This is a genomic window from uncultured Planococcus sp. (assembly GCF_947501725.1).
Classification (GTDB): Bacteria; Bacillota; Bacilli; order Bacillales_A; family Planococcaceae; genus Planococcus; species Planococcus donghaensis_C.
The window spans coordinates 1-17,388 of record NZ_CANMXD010000006.1 but is presented as its reverse complement, the minus strand read 5'-3'; the positions used below and the strand labels follow the sequence as shown (position 1 = coordinate 17,388).

Below are 17,388 nucleotides of genomic sequence, written 5' to 3'. Positions count from 1 at the left end.
TCATGAATTTTGTGGTCCCTTCCGTTTATATAAGGAAGAGGTGCTGATATGTTGGTGTTCGATAAATTAAAGCAATTGATCGCTTTTTACGAAGCCGTCCTTGAATTGCCGCATCGCACTGAAATTGCACGTGAACTTCGGGATGAGGATGATCTCTTTCTCCTGATGCTCTATTCGGAGATGTTGGGGATCCCCAATCCTGTTTATTATTACACCTTAGAACTTTATCCTTACATGATCGAAGAATTCCATGACTGGCATCTGCGGATGGGTATGGATAAATCACCGTTAACCGGTATTCGCTGCTGTTAGTTTTTTAGGAATGAGGGAATAGAATGGATGTACTGTCAAAAAACATTATTTTTGTTGGAGGGAAAGGCGGCGTCGGAAAATCGACATCAGCTGCGGCCATTGCCTGGAGGTCAGCTAAGAATGGCTATAAGACTTTATTGATATCCACTGACCCAGCCCATAACGTAGGGGATATCTTCAATCAAAAAATCGGCGGCAAAACAAAAACGATTGCTGATAATCTTTATGCTCTTGAGATCGACCCGGAAATTGAAACGGATAATTATATTAAAACGGTAAAAGCCAATATCAAAGGTACCGTCCATTCCAGCATGATGGAGGAAGTGAACCGGCAATTGGATACTGCGAAAGCTTCTCCTGGCGCAGACGAAGCGGCATTATTCGACAAGCTGATCCATATCATTCTGGAAGAGCGCAAGAATTTCGATAAGCTGGTGTTCGATACTGCCCCGACTGGACACACAATCCGGCTGCTGACGCTGCCGGAATTGATGGGCGTCTGGATTGAAGGGCTGCTTGAAAAGCGCCGGAAGACCAATGAAAATTACACGCAGCTGTTGAATGATGGCGAACCACGGGAAGATCCGATTTACGATGTGTTGAGAGAACGGCAGGAGCGTTTTTCAAAGGCACGGAATCTCTTGCTGGATGAACAGGAAACAGGGTTTATCTTTGTGCTGAATCCGGAACGCCTGCCTATTTTGGAGACGAAAAAAGCGCTTGACCTGCTGCATAATTATCATCTTCATGTGAAGACCTTGATCGTCAATAAGATATTGCCGGAAGAGGCGGATGGTGAATTTTTATTGGAACGGAAAAAGCACGAAAAGAAATACCTGCAGCAGATTAGTGAAACTTTCCCGAAACAACAACTGATCCACGTTCCACTTTTCTCACAGGATATCATCAGCAAGACGCAATTGGAGTTATTCAGTGAATATTTTCAGGAAGGGTGAATAAAGTGAAAGCATTTGTAATAGAATCCGGTGAATTGAAAGTGAAAGAAACGGAAGAACCTCAAGCGAAACCGGGAGAAGTCATCGTATCCTTACGGGCAGCGGGCATAAACCGCAGAGATTTAGGCTTGATCAAGCGTTACGGTGATAAGCCGGAAGCTTTGATCATCGGATCTGACGGAGCGGGTATAGTGGAGTCGGTAAGCGATGATGTAATCGACTTTGCCTATGGAGACGAAGTGATCATCAATCCAGCTTTACGTTGGTATACAAACAGTGACGCGCCGCCAGCGGAATTTGATATTTTGGGAATGCCCGACCACGGGACTTTTGCCGAAAAAATTGCGATATCCGCTGAACAACTGGAAAAAAAACCTCGTTATATGAGCTGGGAAGAGGCAGGCAGCCTGGCATTGCCGGCATTGACCGGATACCGTGCCTTATTCACGAAAGGCCAGCTGAAAAAAGGCGATACCTTGTTTATCCCTGGAGCGGGAAGCGGTGTCGCAACATTTTTGATTCAGTTCGCGAAGAATATGGGTGCTCGAGTGATTGTCACTTCCAGAAGCGAGGAGAAACGTCAGCAGGCCGAAAAAATTGGAGCCGATCTGGCTATTCCGACTGACAGCGACTGGCCGAAGGAATTGGCGGATGAAACCATTGATCTTGTCATCGACAGCGTAGGTGCGGCTACTTTCAACCGGTCGCTGGATGTTCTGAAAAAAGGCGGCCGTATTGTCATTTTCGGAGCGACTACGGAAGACACTGTCGATTTCAACCTTCGCAAATTCTTTTATGGACAATACCAATTGTTTGGATCGACCATGGGAAGCCGGGAAGAATTGCGGGCAATGCTGTCGCATATGGAATCTTTTACTATGCGGCCAGTCATCGACAAAACATTTCCGTTGGATCAGGCACAGGAAGCGTTTGACCATTTAGCTTCCGGCAGCCAATTCGGTAAAGTTGTTTTACGCAACAGTTAATAATAGTTGAAACTTTTCAGTCAGCCATCCGTATATAGAGTATAAGAAAGATTCGACTGGAGGCTAACATGATGGAAAACACAGGTTTAAAAATACTCGTCCACGCCAGTGCGTTTTTTGCTCCGTTTCTTGTCCCGGTAATTGTTTTTCTGATTTCAATGGACAAAGAAGTGAAGAAGCTGTCAATCCAAGCGATGCTGTTCCAACTCGTTATTGGCGCTTTACTCTTCATCTCCAGCTGGTTGGTCATATTCCTTATCGGCATTCCGATGTTGATCGTCTTCGGACTGATAGGCGTCATCATTCCGATAATGGGAATCATCAGAGCTTTGAACAACGAGCAATTCGATTACCCGATAGTCGGAAGCTGGTACCAATAAAAAAAGCCCTTTGGGGCTTTTTTTATTGGTTGAGCTTGTAGACAAAAGACTATTGCTGTCATTTAAAGAATGAATACGCATTTCATCCTGTTTATACCAGATCCTGCGCTTCAGGCGGACGCTTTCCGCGGGCTCGCGCCGAACTAACTCGGACTGGCGCCCGAGTGGATTTCGGCACTTCGTCGCTTCGCTGCTCCCGCAGGAAGCGAGTCGGGCTGTGCCTGACCCGTTTGCGACGAAGCTAGCGCAGCGATGCAGGAGCATGGGTTTTTCAGTGACGAGGAGGCTGAAGCTGAGCCCACGGAAAGCGAAGTGGCCGGACCGCTTGGGGATTATGCACCGCTATACATTTTGGTCAGGCTTTGTCTACAGTCTGACGAATAAAAGAGAAAACAGCCACTCGCACCTTGTATCTTTTAAGGGGCGAGTGGCTGTTTTTATTCGAAGATATAAGTTAAGGCTTTGATTGCTTGGTCACAGGTTTCGACTGTGGCGTTTGCTTTTCGGGATAATTCCTTTAATGGATGATGCAATTTCTCCGGGCGGATGATGATGACGGGTTTTCCTGAAGCAAGAGCTGTGCTGGCATCCATCGCCGTATTCCATTGCTTGTACTGTTCGCCGAAAAGGGCGATGACCAAATCGGCTTTGTGCATCAGGACGCCGGTGCGCAAATTATTGAAGCTGGAAGCGGCTTGGTCTTTAGCAATGGCATCATGCTGTGGACCGAGTATGTCTTCACCGATGTTGTCAGAACGCTCATGGATTTCCATCGGACCGACAAAATCGATGGGCAAATCTAGAGCGGCTGATTTTTTTTTGATTTCTTCACGCCAGGCGCTATGGATCTCCCCGGCAAGGTAAACAGTTAATCTCATCATTTCACCCTCCAAAACCATTTCTTCCAGTGTATCATAAGGGCGGGCGAGCTTAAATGATCTGGCGCTCTTTAGGGATGACAGGCATCAATGAAAGTACATTCTCCATTTTAAAGGTCCGTTTCCTGCGGCGCAGAAAACAATAGGCCTGGAACGAATCTCCGCTGACCTTCAAAATTTTGACGCGGCGTTTGCTGATGCTGCCATCATTGGCCATATACATCATGTCGATAAGTTGCTGCTGGCTAAAAGCCTTGAGTATCTGTGCTTTCATGAGTACCCCTCCTCTTAATAAGAACGTTTGTTCTTATTATAAAACATAGTCCTGGTTAAAACAAGTGTGTAGTATCGTGTATAATGGAACGAACATATATTCTTTTGCGAACAAAGAAAGGGGCATTCCGATGAAGTTTTTTCATACCGCTGACTGGCATTTAGGCAAGCTGGTCCAAGGAATTTACATGACAGAAGAACAGCAGTTTGTGCTGGCGCAATTCATAGATGCAATAAAAGAAGAACAGCCTGATGCTGTGATCATTGCAGGAGATCTTTATGACCGGGCAGTGCCGCCAACCGACGCTGTCAACTTACTGGATGAGGTGTTGGCGAAAATCGTGTTGGATTTGAATACGCCGGTCCTGGCAGTAGCGGGGAACCATGACAGCCCAGGAAGATTGAACTTCGGCAGCCGGTTGATGAAGATGAACGAACTCCATATCGCGGGCCATGTCCATAAAGAGCATCAGGCGGTTGTCCTGAACGACCAGTTCGGAGAAGTCCATTTCCATCTGGTGCCTTATACGGATCCCTCGATGGTGCGCTATGCGTTTGGAGACGATGCGATCCGCAGCCATAATGACGCCATGAAGGCTATCACTGAAAACATCAAAGTCGCGTATGACACACAAGCCCGACATGTCTTTGTCGGCCATGCCTTTGTCACGCCTCACGGGGAACAGGAAGAGAATACCAGCGATTCTGAACGTCCGCTGTCGATCGGCGGAGCAGAGCATGTGGATGCCCATCATTTTGAAGGTTTCCACTATACTGCTCTCGGCCATTTGCACAAAGCCCATTATGTACGGAATGAAACCATCCGTTATTCGGGCTCTCCTTTAAAATATTCGATTTCAGAAGAACATCATCAAAAAGGCTTCCACATTGTTGAAATGGATGCAGCAGGAGAGGTTTCGGTAACCAAGCGGCTATTTTCCCCAAGGCGCAATATGCGTACGGTCGAAGGCACGATGGATGAAATTCTGCGCCATGAAATCAGTGACGATTTTGTCTTCGTGACTTTATTGGACGATGCGCCGGTACTGTTTCCGATGGAAAAAGTGCGCTCAGTCTACCCGAACGCCATGCATGTGGAAAGAAGAAACTTTTCGGGAAGCATGATGCAAAGTGACGCCGGTTCACGCCGAAAAATGGATTCCCTGTCTTTATTCCATGCCTTTTACGAGGAAGTGAAAGGTGAGAAAGCAACAGATGAAACCGCTGATATTTTCAAAGACGTACTTCAGGAGTTCCTTCATGAGGAACCTGCTGAAAAAGAAGAGGTGAAGTCATGAGACCGTTAAAACTGAAGATGACTGCATTCGGTCCTTATAAAAACACTGAAGAAATCGATTTCGCTGACTTGCAGGGAAACCAGCTGTTTGTCATTTCAGGCAGCACGGGTTCGGGGAAGACCACCATCTTTGACGGCATCTGTTTTGCTTTATATGGTTCAGCGAGCGGCTCTGACCGCAGTGAATCACGTATCTTGAGAAGCGACTTTGCGGATGACGCGACCCATACCTGTGTGGAAATGGAATTTGAAATCCACGGCAAGATCTACCGGATCCTGCGCCAGATGGGCCATGTCAAAAAAGGCAATAAAAGCGCAACCGGGGAACGCTATGAATTCTTTGAACGCAGTGCAGAAGGCGAAAAGCCATGTGTTGAGCGGCAGATCGTCTCGGAGATCAACCGTCGGGTGGAAGAAATCATCGGCCTCACGCAAAATCAGTTCAGCCAAATCGTCATGCTGCCGCAAGGCGAATTCCGTAAACTCCTGACATCTGAAACAGATAACAAAGAAGAGATTCTCCGGAAAATCTTTAAGACGGAGCCGTATAAACTGATCAGTGAACGCCTCAAGCAGAAGAAGGATGAGGCGGCGAAAAAATTTGAGCGCGAACAACATGACCTGAACAGCTTCGTCCAGCGGATCGCCACTTCCTTGCCGCAACGTGATTCTGCGCTGTTTGAAGTATTGGGCCGCGAACATATGAACATCAATCAGGTGCTGGACGGCCTGGAAAAAGAAGTCGTTTATTACAAGGATAAGATCAGTCTGGATGAACAGAAGTATCAGGCTGTATATCAGCTCCATACCGATAAAATGACCGCCTATCACGAAGCGAAAAAGTGGAATGGCCGTTTCGATGAACTGGATGAAAAGAAAGGCCAGCTTGAACGGCTCGACCAACTGCAATTGGACTATGCAGACAAGGAAAAAGCGTTGCAAGCGGCAGAGCGTGCCAGCTACATTTCGGGGATCGAGAGTTTGTTTCATGAGTTGCGCAACAATGAAATCGAAAAAAATGAGCTTCTGAAAGCGGCCATCCAACAACAAGAGCAATCGGAACAAACAAAGCTTTCTGCTGAGGCAAGCTTTATTGCCCAACAGGCGCTTCAAGGTGAACGCGACCAATTGCGTGAGCAGCTTGTCTATTTGGAAAAGCTATTGCCTGCCATCCAGGAGTTGGACGAGAAAAAAGATGATCTTGTCCGTCTCGAGAAGAACGTGCGGCAATCGGAAAAGCTCTTGAACCAGGCGGAAGAAGAATTCGCCGCCCAAAAAGATGAGAAAAAGCAATTGGATGAAAAAGTTATCGAGCTGGAAGATTTTTTGGAATTGTCTGATGAAACACAGCAGGAACTGGCAGCCGTAACTGAAAAGAGCCGCGTAACAAGTGAGTATATCTCGCTGAAACTCCAGGAACAGCAGCAACAGGCTCTTGAGAAAGAACAAAAGATGGCCTTTGAGCAGGCAGATTCAGCTTATCGCCAATTGGAAGCGCAGTGGTTTGCCGATCAGGCGCATGTTCTTGCCGGACAGTTGCGCGCCGGGGAAGCCTGCCCTGTCTGTGGAAGCTTGGATCACCCTGGAACAGAGTTGAAAATCGAAGGCCAGATGGTGACGAAAGAACAAGTGGAAGCGGCGAAAACAGAATTTGATGGAGTAGATAGAGAATACCGCAATGCTTCAGCTAAACTGTTTGCTGTGCAGGAACAACTGGACCAAAAAGGACAAGATCTGGCGGACTTGAAACTGGCAGCGGGCCAGATTGAAGAGCAAGCGCTCCAGCTGGAACAAACGAAACGAAAGTTAACTGAGCTGACGAAGAAACAGCAAGTCGGCAAACAGGAAATGCGGAAATGGAAAGAGCAGGTGGCGATCTGTTCCCAAAAAATTGAGCAACTGGAACAGAACAGACACGGAATAGCGGAAAGAGTGCAGAAACAGCAAGCTTCTTGCCAAACAGCCAAGGCAGTCTATGAAAACGAACTGGCTGCGGTACCAGAAGAACTGCGGGAATTGTCTGTTCTGAAGCGACAATTGGAGCAGACAGCTTCACGCAGGCAGCAGTTGGAGCAAAGCTGGACAAGCGCTCAGGACCAGTTCCAAAAATCGAAAGAAGGGCTGGCAAGTTCTCTGGTTTCCGTGCGTCATGCCAAAGCTACCGCAGAAGAAATAGCCGGCAAGAAAGACAAAGCACAGCAACAATTTGCGGAAGCGCTGGAAAAATCGGCATTTGAGTCTGAAGAAGCCTATCAACAGGCAAAACTGGGGGATGCGGCTTTTGCAGCTTTGAAAAAGGATATCCAGAAATTCAGCCAGGCACGCCATACTCTGCAGCAACAGGTCGGTGAACTGGAAGAACTGCTCTCTGCTCAAAGCCGAAAAGATTTGAGCCAGGCAGCAGCAGAGCTGGCGGAGTTGAAAGAAGCTTATGAACAGGCGCTTGCGGAACGCAACCGTTCGCAGGACTTCGAAAAAGCAGGGGCGCTTTTGATCGCCAGCATCCAGAAGGTGATTGGAAAAGCGCTCGAAGCTGAGCAAACCCTGAATCGGATTGCGGATCTTCACGACATGCTCCGGGGCCAGAACGGTTTGAAGCTTTCATTTGAACGCTATCTCCAAATCGAGTATTTGGAGCAGATCATCCTATCGGCCAATGAGCGGCTGAAGAATTTGTCCAACGGCCAGTTCCACTTGATCCGCAGCGATCGCCAGGAATCACGCGGCAAACAAAGTGGATTGGGTTTGGACGTCTACGATGCTTATACAGGGCAGACGCGTGATGTGAAGACCATGTCAGGCGGGGAAAAGTTCAATGCTTCGCTGTGCCTGGCACTTGGAATGGCAGACGTCATCCAAAGTTTCCAGGGAAATGTCTCAATTGATACAATGTTCATCGATGAAGGCTTCGGTTCACTGGACGAAGAGTCGCTCAACAAATCAATTGAAACTTTGATTGACCTGCAAAAATCAGGACGCATGATCGGCGTCATTTCACATGTGCAGGAACTGAAGGCAGCGATTCCGGCCATCTTGGAAGTCGAGAAATCAAAAGAAGGCTACAGCCGGACAAAATTTCTCCTCAAATAAAATCAGGATGATGGATCTGGACGTTTGAAGCTTTCTGTAAAAGTGAATGGTAAGAGTAATCGGTAATTCACGGCAGGTGGTCGGCTGAAAGTGAATGCTGATTGGTGCAGTGGTTAGTAGGAAGCGACAGCGCTGTTCCAGTTTCGCTAGAAAGTTCAGTGGGCACCAACGCATTTGAGCTTTTCCTGCTGTCTATGCTCGCCTGGACAAAAACGTGTAGAAAACAATGAAAAACCAAAGGGGTCGGGAAAATGAAGCATTTCAGTTTTAAAGCACGACTTATCTATTTTGGGGCCATTGCCCTCATCAGTCTGGCTTTCTTTGCCCTGCAGCTGACAGCTGTCATGGAAGGCAGTGACGGAATAGGCTCCATTATTCTGGCGATCTTATGGGCGCTCATGGCATTATTCGGCTTAGCTGGTTTTGGCTTTGCCTTAAAAAATCAAAACCGTCAAAAAAAATGACGGTTTTTTTAGTGGAAGGAAAAGACGGAATTGTGCAGAAATTTCCGAAAAACTGGCGTCTCTTTGATCTGTGGTAAAGTTGTAGCATAACGAAGCAAACAGGGGGTTACAAAATGGGAAAGAAATTAAGCCCACAGGAAGTCATTGCGTTGATCGATGCAAAAGCTGATTTGATTGTTCCAATCGCGAATGGGGAACCAATCCGGTTATTGGATATATTGGAGGAAAACGCTGAACAACTAGATGGTGTGAAAATCCATCAAATGCTGGCTTTGCGCTCAAGATCCTATATTCAAGGTGAAATAGAGCAATTGAAGCACGTTTCGTATTTTCTGAGCGGTGCCACACGGAAGGTCTACCAACAGGCAAAAATGGAGCTGGTTCCAAATAACTTCCATGAAATGCCCCGGCTGCTTCAGAAGACAACCAAAATGTCGATGATCATGACCGTGGCTTCACCGATGGATAAACATGGCTATTTCACTTTAGGTACACAAGCTGATTATATTGCCGATTTTATCGGGAAAGTGCCATTCATTCTGGAAGTGAATGACCATATGCCCCGGACACATGGACGCAACCAGATCCACATCAGCCAAATTGCAGGGTATGTTGAGCATCATGCACCTCTGTCAGAAGAGAAAGTTCCGGAAATCAGCGATAAAGATTTGCTGATTGCGTCGACGATCATTCAGGATATTCAAGACGGAGATACGTTGCAAATTGGAATTGGGGCGGTTCCCAATGCTGTCATCAGCATGTTGAAAGACCATCGCCATTTAGGGATTCACACGGAAATGCTTCCTGATGGTGTCGCAAACCTGGTAGCTGCCGGTGCAGTCGATGGATCGCGGAAATTCACCAATCCCGGTAAAATTATCGCCACTTTCGCTTTCGGCTCCAAAAATCTCTATGATTTCATCGATGATAACCCGGCTGTTGAATTCCAGCCGGTCAGTGTCGTCAATGATCCGAGGGAAATCGCTAAAGAAAAGAATATCGTCTCCATCAACTCCACAACTGAAGTGGATCTGTTCGGCCAATGTGCGTCTGAGACGGTTGGCGGCAAGTATTATTCTTCAAGTGGTGGCCAAATTGATTTTGCCCGTGGCGTGCGGTTCGCTGAAAACGGCAAAGGTTATATTTGCATGCCTTCTACTGCAAAAGATGATACCCTGTCACGGATCAAATTGGCGCTTGCGCCAGGTTCTGTAGTGACCACCGGGAAAAACGATGTCGACAATATCGTCACGGAGTATGGAGTAGCCCGTTTGCACGGTGTTTCCATTTCAGAACGTGCCAAGCGTCTCGCCGCAATCGCCCACCCGAAATTCCGCGAAGAATTATTGTTTGATGCAAAAAAACATGGCTTCCTCGTGTAATAAAAGCAGAAAGGCTATTTCCGTTAGGAGATCGCCTTTTTCTTTTGGGAGTCGAAATACTTTTCTTTACAAGGTGTTGGAAGGGGCATATACTTACCTAAGTAAATAAAATAAGAGGTAAACTTATGAAAAAATTATTGTTTCACGAAATTCATCAAAAATCCCGTTTGTCGATCAAGGAAGTGAACGAGGCCTTAAAGGAATTTGAACTTTACAGTTCCCAATGGTCCATCCTGTTTTGTCTGAAACAATTCGGTTCGATGACTCAAAAAGAGATTTGGCAATACATGAACGTCGAGGCCCCGACTGTGACGAGGACGATTGTCCGTTTGGAGGAAAGCGGATGGATCTTCCGCCGTGAAGGACAGGACAAGCGGGAACGGATTGTGCAGCTTTCCACTTTTGCTGAACAAAAGATGCCGGCAATCGAAAATCGGATTCGGCAGGCAGAAGAAAGGCTGGTTTCGGGTCTTTCGAATGAAGAACAGGATCAACTGATTGTATTGCTGAGAAAAATAGGAATGAAGAGTTCTGGTGAAAAGGATGTAAAGAATGGCTGAAAAAAGACCGATTTGGACAAAAAGCTTTATTAATATTTCAATAAGCACGTTTTTTATTTTTGTGGTTTTCTATGCACTGCTGACGTTCATGCCGCTATTTGTGCTGAATGATTTAGGCGGTACGGCTACCCAAGGGGGCTTGGCTGTTTCCGTTTTCCTGCTGTCCGCTATCATCATGCGTTTCTTTGCAGGAATGATTTTGGAGAAGTTCGGGAAAAAGAGAATATTGATTGTTTCACTTTTCCTGTTTACTGTCAGTACGGTATTGTATGTATTTATCGGAAGTTTTACCGTGCTGTTGCTGCTGCGTTTTTTCCAAGGGATCTGGTTCAGTTTGCTGACGACTGTAGCTGGAGCTATTGCAGCGGATATCATTCCGCCTGAGCGGCGTGGTGAAGGCTTGGGGTATTACGGCATTGCGATGAATCTGGCTGTTGTAGCCGGACCGTTCATTGCTTTGTCCCTGCAGCCGTATATATCGGCACAGACAATTTTCATCATTTTTTCCGTTATCATGATTATTGGCTTCTTTTGTGCGTTAGCCGTTAAAGTGGATGAAGTGCTGTTTGAAAAAGAGGAAAAACATAAATTGACGATCAATGATTTTCTCGAGAAAAAATCGATGCCGATTGCAACGGTCGGCTTTTTCATCTCCTTTGCTTATGCGAGCATCCTGACATTCATCTCTGTCTATGCGGAATCACTGGGGCTGATCAAAGCTGCAAGTTTCTTTTTCGTCGTTTATGCCATTGCGATGCTGATTGTCCGTCCATTCACTGGAAGGATATTTGACGTCATCGGGGCTAACGTCGTCATCATTCCATCCATTGTCATCTTTGGAGTGGGGCTTATATCGTTGAGTTTTACCGAGTCTTCGTGGATGCTATTGGTGTCGGGGGCGTTGGTGGGCCTTGGCTACGGAACCTTGCTGCCAAGTTTCCAAAGTCTTGCCATACAGGCAGCTGAAAAACATCGCAGCGGTTACGCCACAGGAACGTTCTTCGCCTTTTACGACAGCGGAATTGCAATCGGTTCGGTGTCGCTTGGCTTGCTTGCAGGAGTCGCCGGCTATTCAAATCTCTATTTGATGCTGGGTATATTTGTGATACTTATTGTTTTTTACTATACATGGATCATGTCGAAGAACCGTGGCACTGCACATTAAAAGTGTGGGCAGTCCTATAAATTCCTGAAATAAAACCGCTGGAGAAAAATTCATCATTTTTCTCCAGCGGTTTTTGTGGGTTTTATTTGAAAAGAAGAATTGTTTTATTCCATTAATAGAGCTTACTGTCCAAATTGGGTGAAATACTATCCAAATACGAAAAATACTATCCAAACTAATGAAATACAGTCCAAACCCGGCACAATACTGTCCGCAAGCTAAAATGCTTCCGGAATCACATAGTGGCGGTCTTTAAAACTGCCTTGACGGGGCATCATCATACCCGTTACTAGTTTTGAAGCGATCGACGGAGAACCGATTCCAGCAATGTCCCTGAATTCCCGTTTGCTGCTGGTCATTTGACCGCGGACCCTCAATTTACTGTTAGAGTGACAGAACCCAATTCACCGTAGCTGGCTTCATAGAGTCCGCGTTCCAGCTTCTTCGGCAAAATGAAGGTGCCGGATGAAATGGCCATGCCTTTTTTGACCGTTAAGCCGTGGCCGTCCAACTCATTGACCAGCCAGTGGAGTGCGTTGACGGGGTGGTCCAGGACTTCAGCAGAAGTATCCGCCGCAATTTCCTGGCCGTCCAATGTCAGTTTTCCAGGAAGCTTTTCCAACTGTTCATAGCTGACATTGTCGAGTGGCGAGCCGGTTACGATCTTTCCGGCTACGGCACTGTCGGCAACGACTTGGCCAAGAGTGATCTTTGGGAACCAGTCGTCAAATCGGGAATCCGGCACTTCAATGCCTGGTGCGACTTGGGTTTTCTGCAGGAGCGTAGGAATGTCATCCGCTGCCGAGAGGTCTTCCTTGGCGATGAAGATCAATTCGATTTCAATCAATGGAGAAGACATCGAATCCAGTTCAATGATGCCATCCGATAAAGATGAGGTGGTGAGGGCCCCGTATAAAGGAGTTTCTGATTGGAAAAGCTCCTGGGTTTCCCTGCTCGTCAAGCTGATTTTATAGCCTTTCAATTCTTCCTGGCCACGTCTGGTCTTATTGGCAGTGACTGCATGCTGTATGGCATACGCTGTGCGCTTCTCTAAAGATGCGGGTATTTGTTCTTTCGGTATCGTCTGACCTTTAAGGTAAGCTTCATATAAAACAGTAGCCATGTCAGTTTGCTGTGAATCCAGTTTTTTCATGAGAAAGCCCCTTTCGGCTGGTTTAACACTTATCATATCATTCTGACAGTTCGATTTGAATGATCTGCAGTGTTAATTTCTTAGGGGCTTCCGCTAGACTCCGGCAGCCAGGCGCTCGAGTCGCTTCAGCAGTACCAAGAATGGCAAAGGACGCCATTCCCGGTATTGCTTCCAGCGCTTGTCGCGCCTACACGGCTGCCTTCGCTTTTCTCTGTCCAGACTCCAGCGCCCAGCTCTTTGGGTCATAAGCCAGCCCAGCTGTGCGGCTGAAAACATGCCACTTCGCCGGTCTGTCTTATGCCCGTCAGAGCTCCACGGGCGCTTCCGCTTTTCTCTCTTGTCCAGACTCCGGCAGCCAGCCCCTCGAGTCGCTTCAGCAGTACCAAGAATGGCAAAGGACGCCATTCCCGGTACTGCTTCCAGCGCTTGTCGCGCCTAGACGGCTGCCTTCGCTTTTCTCTGTCCAGACTCCAGCGCCCAGCTCTTTGGGTCATAAGCCAGCCCAGCTGTGCGGCTGAAAACATGCCACTTCGCCGGTCTGTCTTATGCCCGTCAGAGCTCCACGGGCGCTTCCGCTTTTCTCTCTACAACACATAAAAATAAACAGAAAGAAAGTGGCAGAGGCTGCCGAACAGGATGAACAGATGGAAAATTTCATGGAAGCCGAGGTATTTAGAAGACAGGAAATCGGGCTTTATTCCATAGATGATTCCACCAACTGTATAGGAAATCCCTCCTGCAACGAGCAGCAGCAAGCCCGTCAGCGACAGGCTGTCCGCCAGCGGCACGACGGCGAAGATGATGATCCAGCCCATAGCGATATAGATGGCGGTCGACAGCCACCTTGGGGAGTGGAACCACACCATCTTAAAGAAGATGCCGCTCAATCCCAACATGGCCACAAGTGAAAACAAAGTCCAGCCGAGTGTTCCGCCAAGGGCGATCAGACAGAACGGTGCATAGGAACCTGCAATCAAGGCGAAGATCATCGAGTGATCAAGCTTTCGCAAAAAGGCAATGATATGCGGCTGTGAAATAGCTGAGTGATAAATAGTGGAAGCGGTGTACAAGAGAATCAGGCTGATGCCGAATATGGTGACGGCTGTGACATGCAGGGCAGATTCGTTGGCATAGGTGGTTTTGATGACCATCGCCAAGAGGGCAGCTAAGGACAGCACTGCGCCGAACAAATGGGAGAGGGCGTTAAAGGGTTCTCGGATGTAGTCAGTCATGTAAAACAGCTCCTTGTTGTATCTAGTTATTGAAACTACATATAAAGATACTCGTATTAATAAACAGAGTCAAGTTTGGAGAAAAAATGATAATGAGGTAAAATAGCCAGTATGAAGTACCACAGGGAGCGTGAAGGGAAATGGGAAAAGCAGATAGAATCATCGAAGAGATGGCTTTCCATAATCAGGTTCTGCCAGAGGATATTCCAAAGATTGATCTGTATATCGATCAGGTCATTCAATTGTTTGAATCCAGTTTCGCCGAATCGAAGCGGCATCCGGATGAGAAAATCCTGACCAAAACCATGATCAATAATTACGCGAAGGGAAAATTGTTTTATCCAGTGCAAAATAAGAAATACAGCCGGAACCACGTCATGTTGATCAACTTGATCTATCAGATGAAAAGTGCGCTGTCCATCAATGACGTTAAGCTGGTATTGAATGGCATTAATGAAAAAGCGGCACAAAAAGAGCTGGATCTGGAACAGTTTTACAGCAGTTATTTAAGCCTTCAACAAGGCAATGCGGAAATTTTCGCAGACGGTTTAAAGCGCCAAGCGAGAGAAGCTGCCGAACAAACGGCAGGCATTGAGGAATCGGAAGAGCTGGAACGTGTGCTGCTCATCGCATCTCTTGTCCATACCAGCAACCTTTACCGGAGAGCGGCTGAAAAACTGGTGGATGAGATGGCGAAAGGGGCAGGGAAATAATGATCAAAGTTCTTATTGATGCAGATGGATGTCCGGTCGTCAGCCAGACAATCGATTTAGCTAAAGCATACCAGTTGCCGGTCATTTTGATTTGCGATACTTCCCACGAGATGCACAGGGAAGGGGCGGAAACCATCACCGTCTCAAAAGGGGCAGATGCAGTTGACTTCGTTTTGGTTAACAGAGTAAAGAAAGGGGATATTGTCGTTACCCAGGATTATGGACTGGCGGCAATGGTACTCGCCAAACGCGGAATTCCGATTGATCAAAACGGACGTGTCTATTCAGATGAAAATATTGAGCAATTGCTGCATGGCCGTCATGTCGCCAAGAAAATCAGGCAAGGCGGAGGCAGGATGAAAGGGCCGAAAAAAAGGCGTCCGGAAGACAATGAGAAATTCCAGGCGGCCTTAACCGTTCTATTGAAACAGCATAAGGAAAATGCAGAAAGACCCGGCAGTTGACATGCCGGGTCTTTCTTTACGGGCTCTTTTGGGTTAGATGGTCCAGCGGTCATTGATGATGGCCACCAACACCCAGTCGCCGTTGCTGTTCTTCTCAAATACCATGTTCAGGCTTTGCCAGTCCATTCCATCGTAGCGGTCTGTTCCAGGGAAATAGTACTCGACAATGGTCGCTTCAGGATACAACCGGTGGATAAACTCATGAGTAGTTGGCTGGACAGTTCGGCCATAGCGTTCTTTGGCGTTATAAGTCGCATCTGTATCCATCAAGTACTCACTGTAATATTCAGCAGGTGTCAAGTTGATTTCGAAGCCGCTGCCGTCTTGATAGCCCCATAGATAATCATTGGGATCATTCATGAAACCTGGCAGTTGTGCTTTGGTGAAAGTTACCCCTCCATTGTCAATACAGCCACCGCTGTAAGGACAGAAGGTCAATCCTTCTGTAGAATTCACATAAGCTGCGACATCACCGAAATCCTTAGCTTTCAACTCAGCCAGAATGTCATTAGCCGTCTCAAGCAAATCCTGTTTGTCAGGAATGAAAGAAGGTTCGATGGTGCGAGCCAGAAATGCAGAGAATTGAGCACGGGTAACTGGAACGTCAGGACGGAAAGTGTTGTCCGGATAGCCGCGTGCGACTCCTTGATGAGCCAGTCTTGAGACAGCATCAAAAGCAAAGTGATTTTTACTCATATCCCGGAAATTGTTGTCTGGTGCTTCAGGGAAGTAGAAGGCTCTGTCGAGTATTGCGGCAGTTTGGCCCCGGGTGACAGTCCAGTCGGGCCGGAAATAATTATTCGCAAACCCGTAAATGATTTCTTCTTCGGCGGCGGAAGCGATATAACCAGAGAATCGATGGCTTGCGGGAACATCTCTAAAACCGGTGGAACGGGGCGTGTCGTCCAGGTTCAAGGCACGTCCGATCATCGCGACAGCGTGGGCACGTGTAACAGGGTCGTCAGGTCTGAAGGTGCCATCTGGGTAACCATTGATGATTCCTTCTTCGTAAAGGTAAGCGATTTCAAAAGCGAATGGGTGATTGGCAAAGACATCATCAAACAAAACAATCGCTTTGGCGGGAGACAAAAACGAACTGAACATCAGGATGGCAGCTGCAATTAAAGACAAAAAAGTCTTCATATTTATCCCTCCCTATTTGATCTTATTTTACCACACGACAAAGTAAAAAGTAACAATAAAATGTTATATAAATTAAGTAAATGATTCATTTTGGGAGAGTGAGTAATTTTCTGAGTAAAGGGAATAAAAAAGAAATAAGTAAATCCGACGTGGAAGGAGACAGCTATGAAAAAAATATTGATTGTTGTGACGAATGAAGCTGTAGTTGGAGCAAGAGGGAGGAAAACCGGCCTTTGGCTAAGGGAGCTGACCGATTTTTATCATGAAATCAAGGATGATTTTAAAGTGGAAATTATCAGCACCGCTTCCAGCCGCGTTCCAATTGATCCGCTCAGTTTGATGGAAGCGGTTGCCCATAAGCGAACACGCCATTACTATATGGATGATGAACTGATGAGCAAACTGAAAAAACCGCTTACCCCAGAGCAGGTTAAAGGGCGGGACTATGCTGCCATTTACTTTACGGGAGGCCATGGAACGATGGTCGATTTTCCGAATCATTCAGGCTTGCAGCAATTGACAGCGTCCATTTATGAAAGGGGTGGTGTGGTGGCGGCTGTCTGCCATGGACCAAGTGCTCTGCAGAATATCCAGTTGTCCGATGGCCGAAACCTGTTGGCTGGCCATGTCGTGACTGGATTTTCAGATTTGGAAGAAAAAATAATGGGGATGTACAGTGATATTCCCTTTTCATTGGAACAGGCGCTGAGAGATCAGGGAACCTTATTTCAAATAGCGCAGCTGCCGTTCACGGCTTGCGTTATCGAGTCAGGGCGTTTAGTTACAGGGCAGAACCCGGCTTCAGCAGGCCTTGTCGGGAAAAAAGTAAAAGAATTATTAAAAGAAGTGAACCCGGCTTAGACTGATCCGCGCCCCATTTAGTGGACAGTTTATAAAAAAAGGTACCCTGCAGCTAGGCTGCGATCAGATGACTTCGGTA

General features: G+C 46.9%; 20 protein-coding genes. 13 read left to right on the top strand and 7 right to left on the bottom strand.

Going from position 1 to position 17,388, the window contains the following annotated elements; translation table 11 throughout:
- The first annotated feature begins 48 nt into the window (after window positions 1-48).
- The 4 genes from Q0785_RS10250 to Q0785_RS10235 all read left to right on the top strand — a co-directional run bounded on the left by Q0785_RS10250 (window position 49) and on the right by Q0785_RS10235 (window position 2,634).
- Window positions 49-312: a cory-CC-star protein gene (locus tag Q0785_RS10250; RefSeq protein WP_006829350.1), complete on the top strand. Its 264-nt coding sequence runs from the start codon at window positions 49-51 to the stop codon at window positions 310-312.
- A 23-nt stretch (window positions 313-335) separates the two neighbouring features.
- Window positions 336-1,268 (top strand): ArsA family ATPase, encoded by a 933-nt coding sequence (locus Q0785_RS10245; protein WP_298829392.1) that lies wholly within the window; start codon window positions 336-338, stop codon window positions 1,266-1,268.
- 5 nt (window positions 1,269-1,273) lie between these two features.
- Window positions 1,274-2,254 (top strand): zinc-binding dehydrogenase, encoded by a 981-nt coding sequence (locus Q0785_RS10240; protein WP_298829391.1) that lies wholly within the window; start codon window positions 1,274-1,276, stop codon window positions 2,252-2,254.
- A 71-nt stretch (window positions 2,255-2,325) separates the two neighbouring features.
- Window positions 2,326-2,634, top strand: a complete 309-nt coding sequence (locus tag Q0785_RS10235) for a DUF4870 domain-containing protein (RefSeq protein ID WP_298829389.1) — start codon at window positions 2,326-2,328, stop codon at window positions 2,632-2,634.
- Window positions 2,635-3,071: 437 nt separating this feature from the next.
- Here Q0785_RS10235 and Q0785_RS10230 read toward each other — a convergent pair whose 3' ends face one another.
- Window positions 3,072-3,512, bottom strand: a complete 441-nt coding sequence (locus Q0785_RS10230) for a YtoQ family protein (RefSeq protein ID WP_298829387.1) — start codon at window positions 3,510-3,512, stop codon at window positions 3,072-3,074.
- Window positions 3,513-3,564: 52 nt separating this feature from the next.
- Window positions 3,565-3,786: a transcriptional regulator gene (locus Q0785_RS10225; protein ID WP_223637303.1), complete on the bottom strand. Its 222-nt coding sequence runs from the start codon at window positions 3,784-3,786 to the stop codon at window positions 3,565-3,567.
- A 130-nt stretch (window positions 3,787-3,916) separates the two neighbouring features.
- Between Q0785_RS10225 and Q0785_RS10220 the strand changes: the two genes are divergently transcribed.
- From Q0785_RS10220 to Q0785_RS10195, 6 genes are all read left to right on the top strand, one after another.
- On the top strand, window positions 3,917-5,083 hold the full coding sequence (locus Q0785_RS10220) for an exonuclease SbcCD subunit D (protein WP_298829383.1): 1,167 nt from the start codon (window positions 3,917-3,919) through the stop codon (window positions 5,081-5,083).
- A complete protein-coding gene (locus Q0785_RS10215) occupies window positions 5,080-8,172 on the top strand; it encodes an SMC family ATPase (RefSeq protein WP_298829381.1) in 3,093 nt (1,030 codons plus the stop codon). Before Q0785_RS10220 ends, Q0785_RS10215 begins: the two co-directional genes overlap by 4 nt.
- Before the next feature lie 251 nt (window positions 8,173-8,423).
- The gene (locus Q0785_RS10210) at window positions 8,424-8,636 is read left to right on the top strand and encodes a hypothetical protein (protein ID WP_298829379.1); all 213 of its coding nucleotides are present in this window, start codon (window positions 8,424-8,426) and stop codon (window positions 8,634-8,636) included.
- Window positions 8,637-8,749: 113 nt separating this feature from the next.
- Window positions 8,750-10,018: an acetyl-CoA hydrolase/transferase C-terminal domain-containing protein gene (locus Q0785_RS10205; protein WP_298829377.1), complete on the top strand. Its 1,269-nt coding sequence runs from the start codon at window positions 8,750-8,752 to the stop codon at window positions 10,016-10,018.
- A gap of 125 nt (window positions 10,019-10,143) precedes the next feature.
- On the top strand, window positions 10,144-10,578 hold the full coding sequence (locus tag Q0785_RS10200; protein WP_298829375.1) for a MarR family transcriptional regulator: 435 nt from the start codon (window positions 10,144-10,146) through the stop codon (window positions 10,576-10,578).
- Entirely contained in the window at window positions 10,571-11,743 is a 1,173-nt protein-coding gene (locus Q0785_RS10195) for an MFS transporter (protein ID WP_298829373.1), read from the top strand. The genes Q0785_RS10200 and Q0785_RS10195 overlap by 8 nt, the downstream gene beginning before the upstream one ends.
- Before the next feature lie 218 nt (window positions 11,744-11,961).
- Here Q0785_RS10195 and Q0785_RS10190 read toward each other — a convergent pair whose 3' ends face one another.
- The 4 genes from Q0785_RS10190 to Q0785_RS10175 all read right to left on the bottom strand — a co-directional run bounded on the left by Q0785_RS10190 (window position 11,962) and on the right by Q0785_RS10175 (window position 14,128).
- Window positions 11,962-12,102, bottom strand: a complete 141-nt coding sequence (locus Q0785_RS10190) for a hypothetical protein (RefSeq protein WP_298829371.1) — start codon at window positions 12,100-12,102, stop codon at window positions 11,962-11,964.
- Between the two features lie 14 nt (window positions 12,103-12,116).
- Complete coding sequence (locus tag Q0785_RS10185; RefSeq protein WP_298829369.1) at window positions 12,117-12,896, bottom strand: hypothetical protein; 780 nt, start codon at window positions 12,894-12,896, stop codon at window positions 12,117-12,119.
- A gap of 93 nt (window positions 12,897-12,989) precedes the next feature.
- Window positions 12,990-13,301: a hypothetical protein gene (locus tag Q0785_RS10180; RefSeq protein ID WP_298829368.1), complete on the bottom strand. Its 312-nt coding sequence runs from the start codon at window positions 13,299-13,301 to the stop codon at window positions 12,990-12,992.
- Between the two features lie 179 nt (window positions 13,302-13,480).
- Window positions 13,481-14,128 carry a hemolysin III family protein gene (locus tag Q0785_RS10175; protein ID WP_298829366.1) on the bottom strand — a complete coding sequence of 216 codons (648 nt, stop codon included), beginning with the start codon at window positions 14,126-14,128 and terminating at the stop codon, window positions 13,481-13,483.
- Window positions 14,129-14,268: 140 nt separating this feature from the next.
- Between Q0785_RS10175 and Q0785_RS10170 the strand changes: the two genes are divergently transcribed.
- Together Q0785_RS10170 and Q0785_RS10165 are read left to right on the top strand one after the other, a co-directional pair.
- Complete coding sequence (locus tag Q0785_RS10170) at window positions 14,269-14,841, top strand: DUF1836 domain-containing protein (RefSeq protein WP_298829363.1); 573 nt, start codon at window positions 14,269-14,271, stop codon at window positions 14,839-14,841.
- Complete coding sequence (locus tag Q0785_RS10165; RefSeq protein WP_298829361.1) at window positions 14,841-15,305, top strand: YaiI/YqxD family protein; 465 nt, start codon at window positions 14,841-14,843, stop codon at window positions 15,303-15,305. Before Q0785_RS10170 ends, Q0785_RS10165 begins: the two co-directional genes overlap by 1 nt.
- A gap of 33 nt (window positions 15,306-15,338) precedes the next feature.
- On the opposite strand, the gene Q0785_RS10160 is transcribed toward Q0785_RS10165, so the two are convergent.
- Window positions 15,339-16,448: an S-layer homology domain-containing protein gene (locus Q0785_RS10160; protein WP_298829359.1), complete on the bottom strand. Its 1,110-nt coding sequence runs from the start codon at window positions 16,446-16,448 to the stop codon at window positions 15,339-15,341.
- A 165-nt stretch (window positions 16,449-16,613) separates the two neighbouring features.
- On the opposite strand from Q0785_RS10160, the gene Q0785_RS10155 reads away from it, so the two are divergent.
- On the top strand, window positions 16,614-17,309 hold the full coding sequence (locus tag Q0785_RS10155; RefSeq protein ID WP_298829358.1) for a type 1 glutamine amidotransferase domain-containing protein: 696 nt from the start codon (window positions 16,614-16,616) through the stop codon (window positions 17,307-17,309).
- Window positions 17,310-17,388 lie beyond the last annotated feature (79 nt).